The sequence below is a fragment of the Halobaculum sp. XH14 genome, assembly GCF_032116555.1.
Taxonomy (GTDB): domain Archaea; phylum Halobacteriota; class Halobacteria; order Halobacteriales; family Haloferacaceae; genus Halorarum; species Halorarum halobium.
Genome location: NZ_CP134949.1, coordinates 2,584,931 through 2,603,698 on the forward strand (window position 1 = coordinate 2,584,931; position 18,768 = coordinate 2,603,698).

Annotated in this window: 19 protein-coding genes; 9 read left to right on the forward strand and 10 right to left on the reverse strand. The window is 70.2% G+C overall.

The genetic code is table 11. From position 1 onward, the window contains the following. Window positions 1-185: 185 nt before the first annotated feature. The 4 genes from uvrA to RJT50_RS13270 all read left to right on the forward strand — a co-directional run bounded on the left by uvrA (window position 186) and on the right by RJT50_RS13270 (window position 5,930). Window positions 186-3,164, forward strand: coding sequence for an excinuclease ABC subunit UvrA (gene uvrA, locus RJT50_RS13255; RefSeq protein WP_313691939.1), 2,979 nt, complete (start codon window positions 186-188; stop codon window positions 3,162-3,164). Between the two features lie 36 nt (window positions 3,165-3,200). Further along, window positions 3,201-3,587 (forward strand): hypothetical protein, encoded by a 387-nt coding sequence (locus tag RJT50_RS13260; RefSeq protein WP_313691940.1) that lies wholly within the window; start codon window positions 3,201-3,203, stop codon window positions 3,585-3,587. A 21-nt stretch (window positions 3,588-3,608) separates the two neighbouring features. Next, the gene (locus RJT50_RS13265) at window positions 3,609-4,628 is read left to right on the forward strand and encodes a WD40/YVTN/BNR-like repeat-containing protein (RefSeq protein WP_313691941.1); all 1,020 of its coding nucleotides are present in this window, start codon (window positions 3,609-3,611) and stop codon (window positions 4,626-4,628) included. Between the two features lie 222 nt (window positions 4,629-4,850). Next, window positions 4,851-5,930 carry a geranylgeranyl reductase family protein gene (locus RJT50_RS13270; protein WP_313691942.1) on the forward strand — a complete coding sequence of 360 codons (1,080 nt, stop codon included), beginning with the start codon at window positions 4,851-4,853 and terminating at the stop codon, window positions 5,928-5,930. Between the two features lie 240 nt (window positions 5,931-6,170). Here RJT50_RS13270 and ygfZ read toward each other — a convergent pair whose 3' ends face one another. Continuing rightward, window positions 6,171-7,274 (reverse strand): CAF17-like 4Fe-4S cluster assembly/insertion protein YgfZ, encoded by a 1,104-nt coding sequence (ygfZ, locus tag RJT50_RS13275; protein WP_313691943.1) that lies wholly within the window; start codon window positions 7,272-7,274, stop codon window positions 6,171-6,173. 70 nt (window positions 7,275-7,344) lie between these two features. Beyond that, window positions 7,345-7,644 carry a DUF6432 family protein gene (locus RJT50_RS13280; RefSeq protein WP_313691944.1) on the reverse strand — a complete coding sequence of 100 codons (300 nt, stop codon included), beginning with the start codon at window positions 7,642-7,644 and terminating at the stop codon, window positions 7,345-7,347. Window positions 7,645-7,749: 105 nt separating this feature from the next. Here RJT50_RS13280 and RJT50_RS13285 point away from each other — a divergent pair, with 105 nt between their 5' ends. The 3 genes from RJT50_RS13285 to leuS all read left to right on the forward strand — a co-directional run bounded on the left by RJT50_RS13285 (window position 7,750) and on the right by leuS (window position 12,848). Beyond that, complete coding sequence (locus tag RJT50_RS13285) at window positions 7,750-9,135, forward strand: DUF7093 family protein (RefSeq protein ID WP_313691945.1); 1,386 nt, start codon at window positions 7,750-7,752, stop codon at window positions 9,133-9,135. A gap of 135 nt (window positions 9,136-9,270) precedes the next feature. Further along, window positions 9,271-9,654, forward strand: coding sequence for a DUF5611 family protein (locus RJT50_RS13290; RefSeq protein WP_313691946.1), 384 nt, complete (start codon window positions 9,271-9,273; stop codon window positions 9,652-9,654). A 491-nt stretch (window positions 9,655-10,145) separates the two neighbouring features. Next, a complete protein-coding gene (gene leuS / locus RJT50_RS13295; protein WP_313691947.1) occupies window positions 10,146-12,848 on the forward strand; it encodes a leucine--tRNA ligase in 2,703 nt (900 codons plus the stop codon). Between the two features lie 238 nt (window positions 12,849-13,086). On the opposite strand, the gene hsp14 is transcribed toward leuS, so the two are convergent. From hsp14 to RJT50_RS13330, 7 genes are all read right to left on the reverse strand, one after another. After that, window positions 13,087-13,518, reverse strand: coding sequence for an archaeal heat shock protein Hsp14 (gene hsp14 / locus RJT50_RS13300; RefSeq protein ID WP_313691949.1), 432 nt, complete (start codon window positions 13,516-13,518; stop codon window positions 13,087-13,089). A 166-nt stretch (window positions 13,519-13,684) separates the two neighbouring features. Continuing rightward, window positions 13,685-14,131 (reverse strand): Hsp20/alpha crystallin family protein, encoded by a 447-nt coding sequence (locus RJT50_RS13305; RefSeq protein ID WP_313691951.1) that lies wholly within the window; start codon window positions 14,129-14,131, stop codon window positions 13,685-13,687. 196 nt (window positions 14,132-14,327) lie between these two features. Beyond that, the gene (gene pheA, locus RJT50_RS13310) at window positions 14,328-15,149 is read right to left on the reverse strand and encodes a prephenate dehydratase (RefSeq protein ID WP_313691953.1); all 822 of its coding nucleotides are present in this window, start codon (window positions 15,147-15,149) and stop codon (window positions 14,328-14,330) included. An 84-nt stretch (window positions 15,150-15,233) separates the two neighbouring features. Further along, window positions 15,234-15,872, reverse strand: coding sequence for an imidazole glycerol phosphate synthase subunit HisH (hisH, locus tag RJT50_RS13315; protein WP_313691955.1), 639 nt, complete (start codon window positions 15,870-15,872; stop codon window positions 15,234-15,236). Between the two features lie 110 nt (window positions 15,873-15,982). Continuing rightward, a complete protein-coding gene (gene hisE, locus RJT50_RS13320; protein ID WP_313691957.1) occupies window positions 15,983-16,330 on the reverse strand; it encodes a phosphoribosyl-ATP diphosphatase in 348 nt (115 codons plus the stop codon). Continuing rightward, window positions 16,327-16,944 carry a pyridoxal 5'-phosphate synthase glutaminase subunit PdxT gene (gene pdxT, locus RJT50_RS13325; protein WP_313691958.1) on the reverse strand — a complete coding sequence of 206 codons (618 nt, stop codon included), beginning with the start codon at window positions 16,942-16,944 and terminating at the stop codon, window positions 16,327-16,329. The genes hisE and pdxT overlap by 4 nt, the downstream gene beginning before the upstream one ends. 78 nt (window positions 16,945-17,022) lie before the next feature. After that, window positions 17,023-17,184: a preprotein translocase subunit Sec61beta gene (locus tag RJT50_RS13330; RefSeq protein ID WP_313691959.1), complete on the reverse strand. Its 162-nt coding sequence runs from the start codon at window positions 17,182-17,184 to the stop codon at window positions 17,023-17,025. A gap of 130 nt (window positions 17,185-17,314) precedes the next feature. Here RJT50_RS13330 and RJT50_RS13335 point away from each other — a divergent pair, with 130 nt between their 5' ends. Then, entirely contained in the window at window positions 17,315-17,581 is a 267-nt protein-coding gene (locus tag RJT50_RS13335) for a thioredoxin family protein (RefSeq protein ID WP_313691960.1), read from the forward strand. A 214-nt stretch (window positions 17,582-17,795) separates the two neighbouring features. Further along, window positions 17,796-17,945, forward strand: a complete 150-nt coding sequence (locus tag RJT50_RS13340) for a 50S ribosomal protein L40e (protein ID WP_313691961.1) — start codon at window positions 17,796-17,798, stop codon at window positions 17,943-17,945. Window positions 17,946-18,039: 94 nt separating this feature from the next. On the opposite strand, the gene RJT50_RS13345 is transcribed toward RJT50_RS13340, so the two are convergent. Beyond that, window positions 18,040-18,663 (reverse strand): MBL fold metallo-hydrolase, encoded by a 624-nt coding sequence (locus RJT50_RS13345; protein ID WP_313691963.1) that lies wholly within the window; start codon window positions 18,661-18,663, stop codon window positions 18,040-18,042. Window positions 18,664-18,768: the final 105 nt, after the last annotated feature.

Genomic DNA, 18,768 nt, shown 5'->3' on the forward strand with positions numbered 1-18,768 from the left:
ACCGCACGACCGCTGGCCCCTCGACGGCGGTGTTCAGGTCACGGCGGGGATGCTCCCGTCATCCGATTTGAACTCCGGGGCTGGACCAGGACGGGCCGGTTAAGTGGCTCGGACCCCTGAACCGGTACAATGAGAGATCGGGTGTCGAGCACCCCGGGCCGGGTGCTCCGACGGGGTGGTCGGTAGTGGCGAAAGAGTTCATCGAGGTCACCGGCGCGGAGGAGCACAACCTCAAGGACCTCGACGTGACGATTCCGCGAGAGGAGTTCACCGTCGTCACGGGGCTGTCCGGGTCGGGCAAGTCCTCGCTCGCGTTCGAGACGGTGTACGCCGAGGGCCAGCGGCGCTACATCGAGTCGCTGTCGGCGTACGCCCGGAACTTCCTCGGGCAGATGGACAAGCCGCAGGTCGAGAGCGTCGAGGGGCTCTCGCCGGCCATCTCCATCGACCAGAAGAACGCCGCGAACAACCCCCGCTCGACGGTCGGGACCGTCACCGAACTGCACGACTACCTCCGACTGCTGTACGCGCGCGTCGGCCAGCCGCACTGCCCCGAGTGCGGCCGCGAGGTCGGCGAGCAGTCCGCCCAGCAGATGGTCCGCCGGGTGTTCGAACTCCCCGAGGGGACGCGGGCGAAGATCGCCGCGCCCGTCGTGCGCGACCAGAAGGGCGCGTTCGATGACCTGTTCGAGGAGCTGCGCGGGGAGGGGTACGCCCGCGTCGAGGTCGACGGCGAGGAGTTCGACCTCGCTACCGAGACGCCGGATCTGGACGAGAACTACGACCACACGGTCGACGTGGTCGTCGACCGCGTGAAGGTGCGCGAGGCGGATCGGTCGCGCATCACCGACTCCGTTGAGACCGCGCTCGAGGAGGCCGACGGCGTGCTCAACGTGATCCTCCCCGACCCGCCCGAGGACGTCGACCTCGGCACCGAGGCGCGCTCGACGGGCGACCTCGCCGGCGAGGAGGCGGAGCGGCTGGTCGTCGAGTTCTCCGAGGAACTCGCCTGCACGCACTGTGGAATCGACTTCTCGGAGATCGAGACGCGGTCGTTCTCGTTCAACTCTCCGCACGGGGCCTGCCCGGAGTGTGAGGGGATCGGCTCCACCAAGGAGGTCGACGAGGACCTCGTCGTCCGCGACGAGTCGAAGCCGATCCGCGACGTGTTCGAGCCGTGGAGCTACAACCGGAACTACTACCGGACCCGGCTGGACAACGTCGCCGAGCACTTCGGCGTGAGCGTCGACGCCGCGTTCGCGGACCTGGACGACGCGGTGCAGCGCCAGTTCCTCTACGGCACCGACGAGGAGGTGAACTTCACCCAGCAGACGAAGAACGGCGTCCGCCGCAAGACCCAGCGCTTCGAGGGCATCATCCCGAACCTGGAGCGTCGCCACGTCGAAACGGACTCCGACCGCACGCGCGAGCACATCGAGGAGTTCATGGCCGTCACCGAGTGCCCGGCGTGTGAGGGAACCCGCCTGAAGCCCCAGTCACGCTCGGTGTACGTCGCGGAGACCGGCATCGCCGAGGTGAACCGGATGTCGATCGGCGACGCGCTCTCGCACTTCGAGGGGATGGAGGCGACGCTCACCGAGCGCGAGCGCACCATCGCCGAGGAGATCCTGAAGGAGATCCGCGCGCGCCTGGGCTTCATGGAGGAGGTCGGGCTGGAGTACCTCACGCTCGACCGCGAGGCCTCGACGCTTTCGGGCGGCGAGAGCCAGCGCATCAGGCTCGCCACGCAGGTCGGATCGGGGCTCGTCGGCGTGCTGTACGTGCTCGACGAGCCGTCCATCGGCCTCCACCAGCGCGACAACGACCGCCTGCTCAACACCCTCGAGGGGCTCCGCGACCTGGGGAACACGCTCATCGTCGTCGAACACGACGAGGCGACGATGCGCCGGGCCGACGAGATCATCGACATGGGTCCCGGCCCGGGCAAGCACGGCGGCGAGGTCGTCGCGCAGGGCGACTTCGACGACATCGTGGCGTCCGAGGAGTCGGTCACGGGCGACTACCTCGCCGGCCGGAAGGACGTCGAGGTGCCCGCCGAGCGTCGCGAGAGCGACGCCGCGCTGACGATCCGGGGCGCGCGCCAGCACAACCTCAAGGACGTCGACGTGGACGTTCCCATCGGCCAGTTCACCGCCATCACGGGCGTCTCCGGGTCGGGCAAGTCCACCCTGATGCACGACGTGCTGTACAAGGGGCTCGCCCGGACGATGAACGACAACACCGAAGTCGACCCCGGCGAGCACGACGCCATCGAGGGCACCGAGCACGTCGAGGGCGTCCGGCTCATCGACCAGTCGCCAATCGGCCGCACGCCGCGCTCGAACCCCGCGACGTACACCGACGTGTTCGACTACGTCCGTGAGCTGTTCGCCGACACGAAGCTGTCGAACCAGCGCGGCTACGAGAAGGGCCGCTTCTCGTTCAACGTGAAGGGCGGCCGCTGTGAGGAGTGTGGCGGCCAGGGCACCGTGAAGATCGAGATGAACTTCCTCTCGGACGTGTACGTCCCCTGCGAGGAGTGTGGCGGCGCGCGCTACAACGACGAGACGCTCGACGTGACGTACAAGGACGCGACCATCTCGGACGTGCTCGACATGACCGTCGAGGAGGCGTACGACTTCTTCGAGTCCCACACCGGCCTCCGCCGCCGGCTCGGCCTCCTGAAGGACGTCGGCCTCGACTACATGCGGCTCGGCCAGCCATCGACGACGCTTTCGGGCGGGGAGGCCCAGCGCATCAAGCTCGCCGAGGAACTCGGCAAGAAGGACTCGGGCGACACGCTGTACCTGCTCGACGAGCCGACGACCGGCCTCCACAAGGAGGACGAGCGGAAGCTCATCGACGTGCTCCACCGCCTCGCGGACAAGGGCAACACGGTCGTCGTCATCGAGCACGAACTCGACCTCGTGAAGAACGCCGACAACGTCCTCGACCTGGGCCCCGAGGGCGGCGAGGGCGGCGGCGAGGTCGTCGCCACCGGTACCCCGGAGGAAGTCGCACGGACGGAGGGCTCCTACACCGGGGAGTACCTTCGCGACTACCTCCCGGACGTCGACATGGAGGGGCCGCGCGCCGACCGTCGGCTCCCCGCCCAGGAGGACGAGACGGAGGACGCCGAGGCCACGGCCGCGACCGACGACTGACAAGGGTTTTCCGCTCGCGTTTCCATCCCCATCCGGATGCCCTCCCGACGCCCCGGCGACCTGGCGTTCGCGTTCGTCGGCTGGTACCTGCTCGCGTTCGCTCCGGTCGTCGAGGTCGGCGAACTGCTCACGTCCGACCTCGTCGTCGGCGACACGACGTTCCTCGTCGTGGCGGTCGTCGCGCTCCCGCTCGCCGTCGGCCACTGGCTCGACCGCCGGTCGGTCGGCCCGCTCGGCGCGATGTTCTTCTGGACGCTCGCGTTCGGCGTCGTCGTCGGCCTCCCGCTCGCGTACCTTCTGGACGAGTTCGGCGTCGCCGGCGGCCTCGGCGAAGCGGGTGCGAGACTGCTGTTCCTCGCGGTCGTGTACGGCGCCGCCTACGCCGTCGGCGTCCGTCGCCGTGCCGACGCGAGACTTTTGTGATTCTGCGTCGCATACTCGCGTATGAGCACGGCTTACGCCGCCATGCGCGACCGGTTCCTCGCGGTCGACCTCGACACCGGATCGGTCCCGACGACGTCGCTCGACGGACGGTCGCTGGAATGTGTCGCCGTCCACCCGGCGTCCCCCGAGCGCGTCTTCGTCGGCACGTTCGAGTCCGGCCTCCACCGCTCGACCGACGGCGGCGAGTCGTTCGAGCGCGTCGACGACGTCCCTCACGACGCCGTGATGTCAGCGGCCGTCTCGCCACACGACACCGACGTGGTCTGGGCGGGCACCGAGCCGTCCCGGGTGTACCGATCGACCGACGGCGGCGGCTCGTGGGAGCACCTGGACGGCCTCGTCGACCTCCCATCGAGCGGGAGCTGGTCGTTCCCGCCGCGGCCCCAGACCCACCACGTCCGGTGGCTCGAACCGGACCCCGCCGACCCGGACCACTGGTACGTCGCCATCGAGGCCGGCGCGCTCGTCCAGACCCACGACAGGGGCGCGACGTGGGAGGACAGAGTCCCCGATTCCCGGGTCGACAACCACACGCTGGCGACGCATCCGGACGCGCCCGGCCGGGCCTGGGTCGCGGCGGGCGACGGCTACGCCGAGACCGACGACGCCGGGGAGACGTGGCGGCACCCCCAGACCGGGCTCGACCGGACGTACTGCTGGAGCGTCGCCGTCGACGCCGGCGGCGACCGCGACCACGAACTCGTGCTCGTCTCCGCTGCGCGCGGCGCGTACGAGGCACACACGGCCTCACGGGCGGAGACGTACGTTTACCGCCGCGAGGGGGACGCCGACTGGGAGCGACTCGACGGCCGTGGCCTCCCGCTCGGCGAGGGCGTCACCCGACCGGTGCTCGCGCGTGGCCCCGCCGGCGGGTCCGACGAACGAGGCGAGTTCTACGCGCTCTCGAACCGCGGACTGTTCCGCACGGTCGACGCCGGCGACTCCTGGACCGCGGTGAAGACCGACTGGTCGGACCGCTTTGCCGACCAGACGGCCCGCGGACTCGCGGTCGTCCCGTAATTCGCGGGCACCCCGTCTCGCCGTCGTCCCGTAGGTTCAAGTCCGAAACCGGAACCAGCACCCCCGATGACGTAGCGAGTCGCCGGGCGGAGCGCCGCGGGTGTGCGACGCACCTCCGCCCGGATCCGTCGTATCACCGTCCCGACCATCCCGTCAGGACGTGCACGTCGCCTGTCAACTTCAAACCACGAGACATATCTTCCCCCGTGCGTACTCGGACCCATGTACGATTTCGTCGTGGTCGGCGTCGGCCCGGCGGGGGCGCGCTTCGCCCGACGCGCCGCCGAGTCGCGGTACGACGTGCTCGCGCTGGAGAAGGGCGAGGTGGGGACGCCGCTCGCCTGTTCTGGCCACGTCTCCACGGACCTCTGGGACTACGTCCCCGATTCGGCGCGCGAGGACCTGTTCCAGAACCGCGTGTACGGCGCGGAGTTCCACGTCGGCGGCCCCGACGAGGACGGCTACCGCTTCTACAAGAACGAGGCGGTCTCGAACGTCATCGACCGCGTCCGGCTGGACGAGACGCTCGCCGAAGCCGCCCGCGAGGCCGGCGCGGACGTGCGCGAAGGCCACACCGTCACGAGTGTCGAGGAGCGCGCGGGCCACGTCGCCGTCACCGCCAGCGTCGGCGGCGCGGAACGCACCTTCGAGGGGCGGATGGTCGTCGGCGCCGACGGCCCCGTCTCGCGCGTTCGCCGGGGGCTTGGGCTCCCGGAACCCGACGAGACGCTCCACGGCGTGCTCGCGTTCGACGAGACGCCGGACGACGGCGACTACGTCTCCGTCCACCTCACCGCGCCGCGCTTTTTCGCCTGGCGCATCCCCCGCGGCGACGCGGGCGTCGAGTACGGCCTCGCCGCGCCGCCGGGCCACGAGGTGAACGACCTGTTCGAGGAACTCACCGACGCCTACGACGTGGAGACGGACCACTTCTGCTCGGGCGCGATTCCCATCGGTCCGCCCGAGCGGACGACGGCAAAGCGTGGCTTCCTGCTGGGCGACGCCGCGGCCCAGACGAAGCCGTTCACCGGCGGCGGCATCCTCTACGGGATGCGCGCGGCCGACGTGGCGGCCGACGTCGTCGACCCGGAGGACCCGACGACGCTCCCGCGCTACGAGGCGGCCTGGCGCGAGGAACTGGAACGCGAGATACGGTTCGGCCACTGGATCCGGCGGGCGTACTCGCTCCCGGAGCCGGTTCAGCGGGCCGGGCTGTGGGCGCTCTCGGGCGAGATCGGCGTCCACATGGACGAGCCGAGTTCGTTCTTCTCGCGTAAGCATCTGCGGAAGCTGTTCTCCTGAATTAGCTCGTGGCCCGGTACGGTCACACCCTGATGGGTTTGGGATGACGGCCATCAACCAGCGGTTGGAAGCCCCCGCTCGCTGACCGGCCGCGCCTCGCTGCGCGCTTCGCGCTCACTTCGTTCGCGCTCCAGTGCTTGCGTCGTCGGGGCTCGGTCAGCGAGCGGCCCCTTCCAGTCCCACCCGGACCGTAAGCGAAGGCGACGCGTCCCGTCGGAAAAGTGGCCCCGTCGCCGTCGGTCACTCGGGGTACGTCGGGAGGCGGGCCGAGGACGCGCCGCCTTCGACGAAGGGGAGGGCGACGCGCTCGACGGGGACGTCCTCGCCGTCGATGCGGACGGACAGGTCCACGGCGTCGGTGCCGAAGTCGACGAACGCGAGGGCGGCGGGCGCGTCGAGCGTCGGCGACTCGGCGGCGCGGGTCACCTCGCCGACCGCGCCGTCACCGTCGAAGACTGCTGCCCCCGGGTCGGGGAGTTCCTCCGGTCGGAGGCCGACGAGTCGCCGGCTCGGCCGGCCGCGGTTCTCCACCTTCGAGACGACCTCCTGGCCGACGAAACAGCCCTTCTCGAAGTCCACCGCGTTGCGGAGGCCGACGACGTTCGGCAGGCGACCCCGGAGCTCCGGCTCGAACCGGGGCGTCCCGGCCTCCAGGGTGAGCGCGTCCCACGTCTCGTAGCCGAACGGCGCCGAGTTCAGCCCGCGGGTGAGCAGCGTGTCGAACACGTCCGGCGCGTCCGCTGCCGCACAGATGACCTCGTACCCTTCCTCGCCCAGCGGCGCGTCGGTCGCCACGACCGTGACGCCGATGTCGTCCTCGGGGCCGCCGTCGACCCGCCCACGGACGAACGAGAGCTCCGGTTCGGGCGCGCCGGCGCCGTTGAGCACGGAAGCGATCTTCTCGGTCGCCGTGGGACCGTGGACGCCGAACACACCGAACTCGTCGCTCGCGTCCCGTAGCTCCACGTCGTCGATGAACACCTTCTCGGACCAGTCCGCGACGAGCGGCTCCGCGCGGTCCGGCGGCGTGAACAACAGCAGGCGTTCGCCCGCGTTGTACACGTACATGTCCGTCTCGACGGCCCCCTGCGGGTCGAGCAGCAGCGCGTATGTCCCCTCGCCGTCCGCTCCGGGAATCCGGTTCGAGACGGCGTTGTCGACGAACTCGACCCGGTCCTCGCCCTCGACGACGACAACGCCGTACCCCATCTCGATGGTTCCGACGCCGTTTCGTATCGCACGGGCGGCGCTCTCGGGCCGGCCGTAGTTGGCGACGACCTCCCGACCGCCGCGCTCCTCGAACGCCGCGCCGTGGTCCTCGTGGAGGTCTGCGACGAGACTCATTGCCGGGGATAGGGCCCCCGGGGCAAAAGGACCGCCGTTCGACGGCGACGACGACGTCGCGACCGGCCGGTCACAGGCCGAAGCGATCGCGGATGGCGTCGAGGATGCTTCCGTCCTCCTCGGGAGCCTCGCCGGGGTCCGGGACGACCCGGTTCTCCGGGAAGATGCGGATGCGGTCGCCGTCGTCGTCCACCTCGATGAGTCCGTCCTCCTTCAGTCTCGCGAGCGCCTCCTCGAGTTCGTCGATTCCGGCGTCGACGCCCGAGCGGAGTTCGAGGACCGTCATCCCGTCCTCCCGTCGCCCCACGAGGGCGTCCAGCACCGCGACGTCCACGTCCGCCCTGTCGCGGAACTCCGGCCGCGCCTTCATGGGCCGACGTTCAGCGGGCGGCGGTTTACGTGTACCGGCGGCCCGTATGTCGGGCGTCAGACGCTGAGGGAACCCTTTTGTCCACGAAGCCGGTGGTGGTCGGTAATGGGACTCAGGTGTCTGCTCGGCCACGACTTCACGGAGCCGTCGACCGAGCGAGAGCGGGAGGAACGGGGGGACGAGGTCATCACTACCATCAGGGAGGTGAAAGAGTGCCGACGCTGTGGCGAGACCCAGGTCGTCTCCGAGAACACGGAGGTCACGTCGATGGGTGGGGCCGCCGGCGGCGCCGACGCAGGCTCGTGGCAGGCGGGCGCGAGCGCCACGGCGGCCGGAACCTCGGACGCCACGGACGGGACCGGCGACGCCGGGAACGTCATCGACGAGGCCGAATCCGCAGGCGGGGACGCAACCGGGACTGCCGCCGAACACACGAGCGAGGGGCCGACGGAACCGACGGGAGAATCGACCTCGACGCCGTCGTCGGCGGACGAGGGGTTCGACCATCCGCGGGGCGACCCGGGCGACGTCGACCCGTCGGTCGAGGACGACGCCGAGATCATCAGGGACGGTCCCGCCGGCGAGACGCCCCCGAAGTCGGCCGACGGATCGGCGAACCAGTCGAATCAGCCCGCCAGGCAGTCGGCCGAGCCGACGGCGGACGAGGAACCCTCCACCGAACGGGGCCACGGCGAGTGGCCCGACTCCGACCGGCCCGCGGCCGACACCCCGTCGGGCCGGGAGTCGGACGAGTCCGCCCCCGGGTGGCCCGATCCGGACGCCAGCGCCGACGCGGCTGCCGATTCGCAGGCCGAGGGGCGCGACGTGGAGGACGCGGCGGCATCGGAGGCGCGCTCGGGCGTGGCTTCCGACACGGAACGGCAGGCCGGGGACGCCGGCGCGCCGACCCCTGCGGGCGAGGAGGACGCGGAGTTCATCGACGCCGACGAGTCGGAGCCGACGGCCGAATGGCCCGAACAGGCGGGCGAGGACGAGGGGTTCGACGCCGAGGTCAGCGACGGGCGACCGGACGAGAACGTCACCGTGGACGGCAACCTCACCCCGCGGGTCGACCCGAACGCCGAGGTCGACGACGACGCGGAGTTCATCGAAGCGTCCTCCGACGCGACCGGATCGTCCGACGGGCGACCGCGCGAGGATGGGGTCGGCCGCTCGGCCGGCGAGCCCGAAACGAACGGGGCCGCGGGCTCGGCGAACGCGGCCGACCGATCCGGACCGGCCGGGGGTGCCGGCCAGTCCCCCGGTTCCCCGACGTCGACGCCCGAACACGCCAAGAACGGGGGCGGCGCGACGGGCGAGCGGTCGGGGCCGACCCACGACGTCGAACTCCGGACGACCGTCGACGACCGGGCCAGGGAGTACCGCTGTCCCGAGTGCGGCAAGCGCGAGCCGGTCGGCGCCTCCTCGATGCGCGCGGGCGACATCTGTCCCGAGTGCAAGCGCGGCTACATCGAGGAGCACGAACTGTAACGGCCGGGCGACCACGGACGGTCGACGATTCTCGTGTTCGGTCCACGACCGACGAGTCTCGACTCCGGCGCGTCAGGTCCCTCTCGCCGGGCGTCTGACGAAACTCGTTTAGGGCCCCCTGCCGAATCCCCGTCCATGAAGGAGTACAAGATGCGACGGGGGGAACACCTCGAAGACCGGATGCCGGACCTGAAAGCCGAGATCGAAGAGCGATTCGGCACCGTCTCGGGCACCGACGAGTTCAACGGTCACGAGCTGTACGTCGTCGAGGACCCGGACAACCCGGTGTTCGAGCGCGTCGTCGCCGGCCCGGCCGCCTACTCGGGGAAGAAGGACAAGCTCGCGGTCCACTTCGAGGAGCGGCCGGCCGAGGACGTCATCGCCGAGGGCAACGCCGACGCCGCCGCGGACGCGGTGGACGCCAAGAACTCCTTCCTGCTCGACGCGACGGGCCGGGACGCGAAGTCCCGCCGCGACTCGCTGAAGCGCGAGGTCGAGGACGACGCGCCCGACTACTGATTCCTCGGTGAGTTTTCGGTTCCCGATCCGCCCATCCTCGATACCGTCACAGGTGACGTGACGACCGTCTCGAAAGCCTCCACGGGCATCGACTCGTGCGGCCGCTGTCGTTCGAGAATCGAAGCCTCACGTGCTGCTGTCGGATTTCGGCCGAACCCGACTGCTGACCGGAAACGGGTGGTCTCCGTACCGACGAAAAACGTTCACATCTTCGAACCACGCGCCTCGGGCGCTCGCTTCGCTCGCGCCCTGCGTTGCTGTGGCGCCCGTCTCTCCTACGCGTTCGCTCGCCCCTCCGGGGCTCGCCGTCGCGCGGGCCACCGCCATCGGTCCCTGCTCGACCCACGACGACCGGCCGGCGCGGCCGATTTCCCCCGACACTCGGCCACGAACCACCCCAAAGCTGACCACTCCGGCCGGAACTCCCGCCGGAGTCCGACAGTTCGATGGAAAGGGATATGGGCCGAAGCCGACCACGTTCCACCAAGAGAATGTCCGACGAGGGATACGACCACGCCGCGGTCGAGCGACGCTGGCAGGCGGCGTGGGACGAGGCCGACGCGTATCGGACGCCCGACGAGGTCGAAGACCCCACCTACGTCCTGGGGATGTACCCGTACCCGTCCGGCCAGCTTCACATGGGCCACGTCCGCAACTACACCATCACGGACGCGTACGCCCGGTTCCGCAGAATGCGCGGCGACGAGGTGCTCCACCCGATGGGGTGGGACGCGTTCGGCCTGCCCGCCGAGAACGCCGCCAAGGAGCGCGACACGAACCCCCGCGACTGGACGGTCGACTGCATCGAGACGATGAAGGGCCAGATGGAGTCGATGGGCTTCGGCTACGACTGGGACCGGGAGGTCACCACCTGCACGCCCGAGTACTACCGCTGGAACCAGTGGCTGTTCCGCCGCTTCCACGAGGAGGGCCTGGTCGCGCGGGAGGCCGCCGAGGTGAACTGGTGTCCCACCTGCGAGACCGTGCTGGCCGACGAGCAGGTCGAGGGTGGCGACGCCGAGGGCCCCGGCGCACACGGGAACTGCTGGCGCTGTGGCACGGCCGTCCAGCGCCGCGAACTGGAGCAGTGGTTCCTGAAGATCACCGAGTACGCCGACGAACTGCTGGAGGACATCGACGACCTGGAGGGATGGCCCGACAGCGTCCGCCAGATGCAGCGCAACTGGATCGGCCGCCAGGAGGGCTCGCGCGTCTCGTTCGGCGTCGAGGGCCACGGCCCCGTCGAGGCGTTCACCACCCGCCTGGACACGATCTTCGGCGCGACGTTCTTCGCGCTGGCACCCGACCACCCCATCTCCGAGGAACTGGCCGCCGAGGACGACGACGTCCGCCGGTTCATCGAGGAGGAGGCCGACCCCGACGGCGACGAGCCGAACGGCGTCCGCACCGACCTGACCGCGACCAACCCCGCGACCGGCGAGGCGGTCCCCGTGTTCGTGGCGGACTTCGTCCTCTCGGACGTCGGCACGGGCGCGCTGATGGGCGTGCCCGGCCACGACGACCGCGACCACGCGTTCGCCTCGTCGATGGGCGTCGACGTCGTGCCGGTCGTCGCGCCGAAGCCGTCCGACGGCAAAGCCCCGGAAGCACCCGACGTGAGCGAGTCGGCGTTCACCGACGACGGCGTGCTGGTGAACAGCGGCGACTACGACGGTCTGCCCTCGGCCAAGGCGCGCGAGGAACTGACCGCCGACGTCGACTCCGCCGAGTTCCACACCCAGTACCGGCTGCGCGACTGGGGCATCTCCCGGCAGCGCTACTGGGGCACTCCCATCCCGGTGGTCAACTGCGAGGAGTGCGGCCCGGTGCTGGTGCCCGACGAGGACCTGCCGGTCGAACTGCCCGAGTTCATCAACACGACCGGGAACCCGCTGGACGCCGCCGAGGCGTGGAAGCACGTCGCGTGCCCGGAGTGTGGCGGCGACGCCGTCCGCGAGACGGACACGATGGACACGTTCGTCGACTCCTCGTGGTACTTCCTGCGCTACGTCTCGCCCGACCTGGAGACGGCGCCGTTCGACGTCGAGCGCGCGAACGACTGGATGCCAGTCGAGCAGTACGTCGGCGGCATCGAGCACGCCGTGATGCACCTGCTGTACTCGCGGTTCGTCACGAAGGTCGTCGCGGACATGGACATGCTGGAGCACCGCGAACCGTTCGAGAACCTGCTGGCCCAGGGGATGGTCCAGCTGGAGGGCGAGAAGATGTCGAAGTCGAAGGGCAACACCGTCTCCCCCCAGCGCATCGTCGAGGAGTACGGCGCCGACACCGCCCGCCTGTTCATCATGCAGGCCGCCCAGCCCGAGCGCGCGTTCGACTGGTCCGAGGAGGGCGTCCGCTCGACGTACCGCTTCCTGACCCGGCTGACCGAGCTGACGTCGTGGTTCGCCGACGGGCCCGGCGGCGGAGCCGGGAGCGGAAACGGCGCCGACGACCCGGTCGCGGCGTACGTCCGGAGCGAGGCGGACGCGACCGTCGCCGTCGCCACCGAGGACTACGATGACCTGACGTTCAACACCGCGTTGCGGGAGGCGCAGGGACTGGTCGGCACGCTCCGGTCCTACCGCGAGTACGCCGGCGAGCGCGGCGAGCCGGTCCACGCGGACACCTTCGAGCGGGCGCTGACGACGGCCGTGAAGCTGCTGGCGCCCGTCGCGCCCCACGTCGCCGAGGAGCTGTACGACGACCTGGGCGGCGACGGCTTCGTCGTCGACGCCGACTGGCCCGAACCCGCGGGCGAGGTGGAGGACGCCGACGAGCGCCGTCGCCTGGTGGAGAACACCCGCGAGGACGTCCGTCAGATCGTCGACGTCGCGGACATCACCGACCCGGAGCGCATCGACGTCGTGATCGCCCCCGAGTGGAAGCACCGCGCGCTGGAGATCGCCCTGGAGAGCGACGCGCCGAACCTGATCTCGGAGCTCATGCAGGAGGACGAAATTCGGGAGCAGGGCGACGCTGCGGCCTCATACGGCCAGGACCTGCAGGCGGAGCGCGAGGCGCTGCGGCCCGCGATGGTGCCCGACCGAGAGTACGAGTCGCTTGAGGAGGCGGCCTGGTTGATCGAGCGCGAGTTCGACGCGCCGGTCCGCGTCCTGCGCGCCGGGGAGGTGGCGGACGACCTGGCGAACGAGGCGGACCCGGGCCGGCCGGCCATCGACATCGAGGAGTAGCGGCCCGTCGCGAGCGAGCGGGCGGAGCAGTCTGCGGAAAACGGGCGTCAAAACGGTCGAAACCGTGACGTTCGAGGGGGTCACCCTCGACGTTGCCCCGCCCAAGCGCGGCGGCGACCTGCCGGCGGGGTGGCGCGAGGCGGTCGCGCGGGCCGCCGATGGGGTGTGATTCGGCCGAACCGGGTCCTGCCGGTGCCGGACCGGCCGACGCCAACCGGCGTCGGTCGGGTCGTCCCGCCTACTCCACGTCGATGTGGTGGTCCTCGCCCTCCTCCTCCTCGACGTGAACCCGCGGGAGGGTGACGGTGAGCACGCCGTTCGTGAACGTCGCGCTCGCGTCGTCCTCGCGGACCTCGTCGGGAAGGCGGATGCGCCGGTGGACGGACTCGGCGCGGCGCTCGCGACGTACCCAGGCGTCCTCCCCGCCACGCTCGTCCGCCTCGATCTCACGCTCGGCGGCGATGCCCAGCGTGTCACCGCGCACGGTCAGGTCGATGTCCTCCTTCTCGAACCCGGGGAGGTCGACCACGACGACGAGTTCGTCGTCGTACTCGGCGACGTCGACGGCGGGGCCCTCGATGCAGGCCATCGGGTCGAAGCCGCCCCACGTCTGGTCGAACTGGCGGGACATTCGGTCGAACATTCGGTTCATGTCGTCGAAGGGGGTCATGCGAGTCATCGTCGTTTCACCGGTCCAATAGAGGGTCGCCGAGGTATTAACCGTAGCTGGACGTTAGATAGCCAATCGCACGGCTCGTGGCCGCTATCCGTCTTTGAGACCACCTGAGTCGACTCGGAAAACTGCCCGTAACTCGGCCGGCCCGTGGCGAGCGCCGTTACGCCACGTCGATCCGCGTGCCGCCGTCCCCGTCGCCGGTTTCCTTCGGGAACGTGACGGTGAGCACGCCGCTGGTGTACTCCGCGTCGGCGTCCTCCTCCACTACGTCCTCCGGAAGGCGCAGTCGGCGGGTGACGCGGCTCCGCGTGCGTTCCCGGCGGTGGTAGCGTCGCTCGTCGGCCTCGTCGCTCTCCTCGCGCTCCTCCTCCCGCTCCGCCGAGAGGGTGAGTTCCCGGCCCGCGACGGTCACGTCGATCTCGTCGGTCTCGAACCCGGGCAGGTCGGCGACGACGACGACCTCGTCGTCCGTCTCGGCAACGTCGACGTCGACGTCGCCGACGAACTCGCCCTCGAACTGGCGGCTCAGCTCCTCCAGTTCCTCGTTCATCCGGTCGAACACGCTCTCGATGTCCTCGAACGCGTCGAAGGGGCTGCGTCGGGGCATACCCCATCTCGGCCGCGATTCCTCTTGAATCTTGTCGCAACCGGTGGGACGGATTGGGGCGGGGGAAAGCCCGAACGGCCGGTCATCGGCTCCGCCCCCGTCCGCCCCGCGTCCGCCTACTCCACGACGCGTCAGCTACTCTACGATGCGTCCGTCTATTCCACGACGCGTCCACACTACCCGACGATATGTCCGCCTACTCCACCACGTGCTCGGTGTCGTACGAGCCCAGCACCCGGACCCAGCCGTTCGAGGCAAGCTCCTCCACGTCGGCCAGCGCCGCCCGGGTGCGCTCCTCGTAGAGGCCCGCCTCGAAGTCGACGTGGAAGAGGTAGTCGCCGAGTCGGTCGCCGCTCGGCCGCGACTCGATGCGCGTGAGGTTGATGTCCCGATCCGCGAACGCCGACAGCAGTTCCAGCAGGAGTCCGGGGTAGTTCGCGCTCGGGTACACGACGATGGAGGTCTTTCCGCCCGCATCCGTGCGTTCCGACGCCGGCGCGATGACGAGGAACCGGGTCGCGTTCGACGAGCGGTCCTGGATGTCCTCGGCCAGCAGCTCCAGGGCCACCCCACCGTCGTCCGGCTCCGCGGTCGCCGGATGCCCGATCCCCGCCACCGTGGGGTCCTCGCGTGCCCGCTCGACGCCGCGGGCCGTGGAGGCGACCGCCTCGTGGTCGACGTCGGGGTACTCCCGTTCGAGGAAGTCGCGGCACTGCGCGAGCGCCTGCGAGTGGGACGCCACCACCGAGAACTCGTCGGACTGGGCGAGCAAGCCGTGTCGGATCGGCGTGACGACCTCGCGGACGACCGCGACCTCGCCCCGGGAGAGCGCGTCGAGGCTCTCCGAGACGCTGCCCTCGATGCTGTTCTCGACCGGGACGACGCCGCGCTCTGCCTCGCCGTCGGCGACCGCCTCGACGATGGCCGTGACGGACTCGCGGAACGTCACGTCCTCCGCCACGGACCGGGCCGCACGGTGGGAGTAGGTTCCGGTCGGCCCGAGGGTGACTGCCTGCATGCCACACGCTGGGCCGGGACCGCGGATAAACGCTCGGGTGGGACAAATTCTCGCGTGGGGCCTCCCGCGTGGCGGGTCCGGCGACTACCGGTCGGCGCAGTAGTCGACGAAGTTCCGGAGGATGCGCAGGCCCGTCTCGCCGCTCTTCTCGGGGTGGAACTGGGTGCCGAACACGTTGCCGGCCTCGTTGGCGACGACGGCGGGGAAGCGGCCGCCGTACTCACAGCTAGCGACGACGGCCTCGGGGTCCTCCGGTTCGGCGTAGTAGGAGTGAACGAAGTAGGCGTACCCGCCGTCGACGCCGTCGACGACCGGGTGGTCGCGCTCGACCGTGAGGTCGTTCCAGCCCATGTGGGGGACCGTCTCGACGTCTCGGAAGCGGACGTTCGTTCCCGGAATCAGGTCGAGCCCCTCGACGTCGCCCTGGCCCGCGCGCTCGGCCTCCTCGCTCGTGGTGAGGAGCATCTGCATGCCGAGACAGATGCCGAACAGCGGGCGGCCCGCTTCGGCGTGCTCGACCAGCGCGTCGCGGTACGGTCCGGCGTTCTCCATCCCCTCGCGGAACGCGCCGACGCCGGGGAGTACGACGCCGTCGGCGGCGGCGAACGTGGTCGGGTCGTCCGAGACCGTCACGTCCGCGCCGGCCCGCTCGAGCCCCCTGGTGGCGCTCCGGAGGTTCCCCAGCCCGTAGTCGACGAGCACGATGTCGGCTCGGCTGCTCATGGGGAGCCGTTGCCGGCGGGAGGATAAGTAGTCGTCCGTTGCGGCACCGGTTCGCGGCCCGTCCGGCGCTTCCGCGTCGCCGCGACCGGGCACGTCCCCCGGTCGTCCGATCAGAACCGGTCCCGAAGCTCCGCCCGCAGGTCCGCCACGTCGAGGTCCTTCATCGAGAGCAGCACGAGCAGGTGATAGACGAGGTCGGCGCTCTCGGCGAGCAGTTCCTCGTCGTCGTCGTCCGTCGCCGCGAGGATGGTCTCGGTGGCCTCCTCGCCGAGCTTCTCGAGCACCTCGTTCTCGCCCTTCTCGTGGGTGAACAGCGACGCCGTGTAGGAGTCCTTCGGGAGGTCGGCCTTGCGCGACTCGATGGTCGCGAACAGGTCGTCGAGGACCGCCTTCGTGTCCGTGGGGGTCGCCCCGTCCGACCCGCCCCCGTCCACGGAAGGGTCCGTCCGGTCGCTCATTCGGCCACCTCGACGTCCGCGTCCGGCGCGACCGCCTTCGCCGGGAAGAACGTGAGGTCGTGGATGCGCGCGTCGTCGGTCAGTTCCGGGTGGAAGGAGGTGCCGACGACCGGGCCCTGCTTCACGGCGACCGGGTCGCCGTCCCACTCGGCCAGCACGTCGACATCGCCACCCACTTCGTCGATGACCGGCGCGCGGATGAACACGGCCGGGAACGGCTCGGTCAGTCCGTCGACGTCGAGTCCGGCCTCGAAGGAGTCCGCCTGTCGGCCGAACGCGTTCCGGTCGACGGTCACGTCGAGCAGGTCGAGCGTGTCGACCCTGTCGTCCTTCGCGTCGCGCGAGGCGACGATGAGCCCCGCACAGGTCGCCAGCACGGGCTCGCCCTCGCGGACGTGGCGGACGAGTTCCTCGTCGATTCCCTCCTCGCGGAGCAGCCGCGAGATGGTGGTCGATTCACCGCCCGGCAGCAGGATGACGTCGCAGTCGGGGACGAGTCCCGCCTCGCGGATCTCGACGACCTCGGCGTCGATCCCGTGGCTCGCCGCGGCGCGGCGGACCGCGTCGGCGTGCTCGGAGACGTCTCCCTGGACGGCGATGACGCCGGCTCTCATGGGTGGAAGTCGGCGCGTTGGGCGGGAAAAGCTATCGTTCGTGTGGGAGCGGCTGACCCGGCGGGTGCGGGACGCGAGTCAGTACGCGAAGTTCAGGAGGATGATCATGATGCCGAAGAGGACGCCGAACGCGACCACGGTCTTCGGGTCGATTCGGATCGCGTTCCGGTCCTCGGCGTCGAAGTAGCGGACGAGCCCCGCACTGGACATGAGCCCGCCGCTGTTCTGTCCGCTGCTCATGTCCACACCGTTGCGGCTGGTCCGCCTAAGCCTTTCGACTCGGCCGACCGGCCGGACGCGGACGGCGCCGGCCGGAGAAACGTCCGGGTGAGTAACCCTTATGCGCGGCCCGCCGAAAGTCGGGGTCGTCATGAGCGTCCGACTCAAGGACTTCTACGCGGACTGGTGTGGCCCGTGCAAGACGCAGGACCCGATCCTCGAGGAGCTCGAAAGCGAGTATCCGGATGTGAGCTTCGAGAAGGTCGACGTCGAGGAGAACCAGGACGTCGCGAACCAGTATCAGGTCCGCTCGCTCCCGACGCTCGTCGTCGAGAACGACGACGGCGTCGTGGAGCGGTTCGTCGGCGTCACCCAGCGCGAGGACATCGAGGACGCGCTCTCCTCGGCCAACGCCTGATTCCTTTTCGGTAGGCATTCCGGGGTAGCTCGTGTCTCTGGAAGCGCTAGCTACCCACAGGTGACGACTGCGAGGGCTTTCGAGGCCGTCGTCGGGCCGGAACGACCTTCCACGCCGGGACGAACACACTGTCTTGATTGGCCGACACCGAGCACCGGGACACGAAATACGCGACTCGCAACCGTTAACACGGGTCCGGCCACTTCACCATAGCATGGCGAAGTTCGAAGCGGCCGAACGCCGCATCCTCGACAAGCAGATCTGCATGCGGTGTAACGCTCGCAACCCCCAGCGCGCCGACCGCTGTCGCAAGTGCGGCTACTCCCGGCTCCGACCGAAGGCAAAGGAGCCCCGGACCGCATAACGCGACCGGGTCGCCCGCGACGGGCGACCGACCGTTCTCCCGGCCGCCGTTCCGCCCGGAGCCGCGGCACCGTTTTCCGGGATCAGCTCCCGCCTCACTCGTCCGGGTACTTGGGCTCGCGCCGCTCCGCGCGCGAGAGCGCCCGCTCGATGACGTCCCTGACCGACTCCTCGTCGGTCGCGTGGAACGGGTCGCCGTGGCCCGCGTACATCGACGTGACCGACTCGGGCAGGCGGTCGAGCAGGTCCCGGAGGCTCTCCACGAGCCGTTCGCGTGACTGGCCGGCCATGTCCGTCCGGCCGAACGAGCCGTCGTCGAACGCGCCGTCGTTGTAGACGACGACGTCGCCCGAGAACAGCGCCGTCTCGCCGACGAGCGAGACGTGATCGCCCGCGTGGCCCGGCGTGTAGACGACCTCGAACGTCTCCTCGCCCAGTTCGATCTCGTCGCCGTCGGCCAGCGCGCGGTCCCGGCGGGGATGGTCGGCGTAGGCGGACAGCTCCGGGTCGAACGCGTCCAGCACGGCGTCGAGTTCCCCCACGTGGTCGTGGTGCTGGTGGGTGAGCACGACGCGGTCGAGGTCGCTCGTGTACCTGGTCACCACGTCCTCGACGCCGGGCATCGTCCCGGCGTCCACGAGCGCCGGCACGTCGCCGTCGAGCAGGTAGGCGTTGCAGGTGAACTCCTCGGCGTCGGCGGTCACGTTCACGACGTCCATGCCCGGCCACAGGGGCCCGCGGGTGAAAAACGCCCCCCGCGTGGCGGGGGTTGCCGCTATCAGGGAGCGGGGCTCGCCGGGCCAGGGCCGAACCCACGTGTCGGG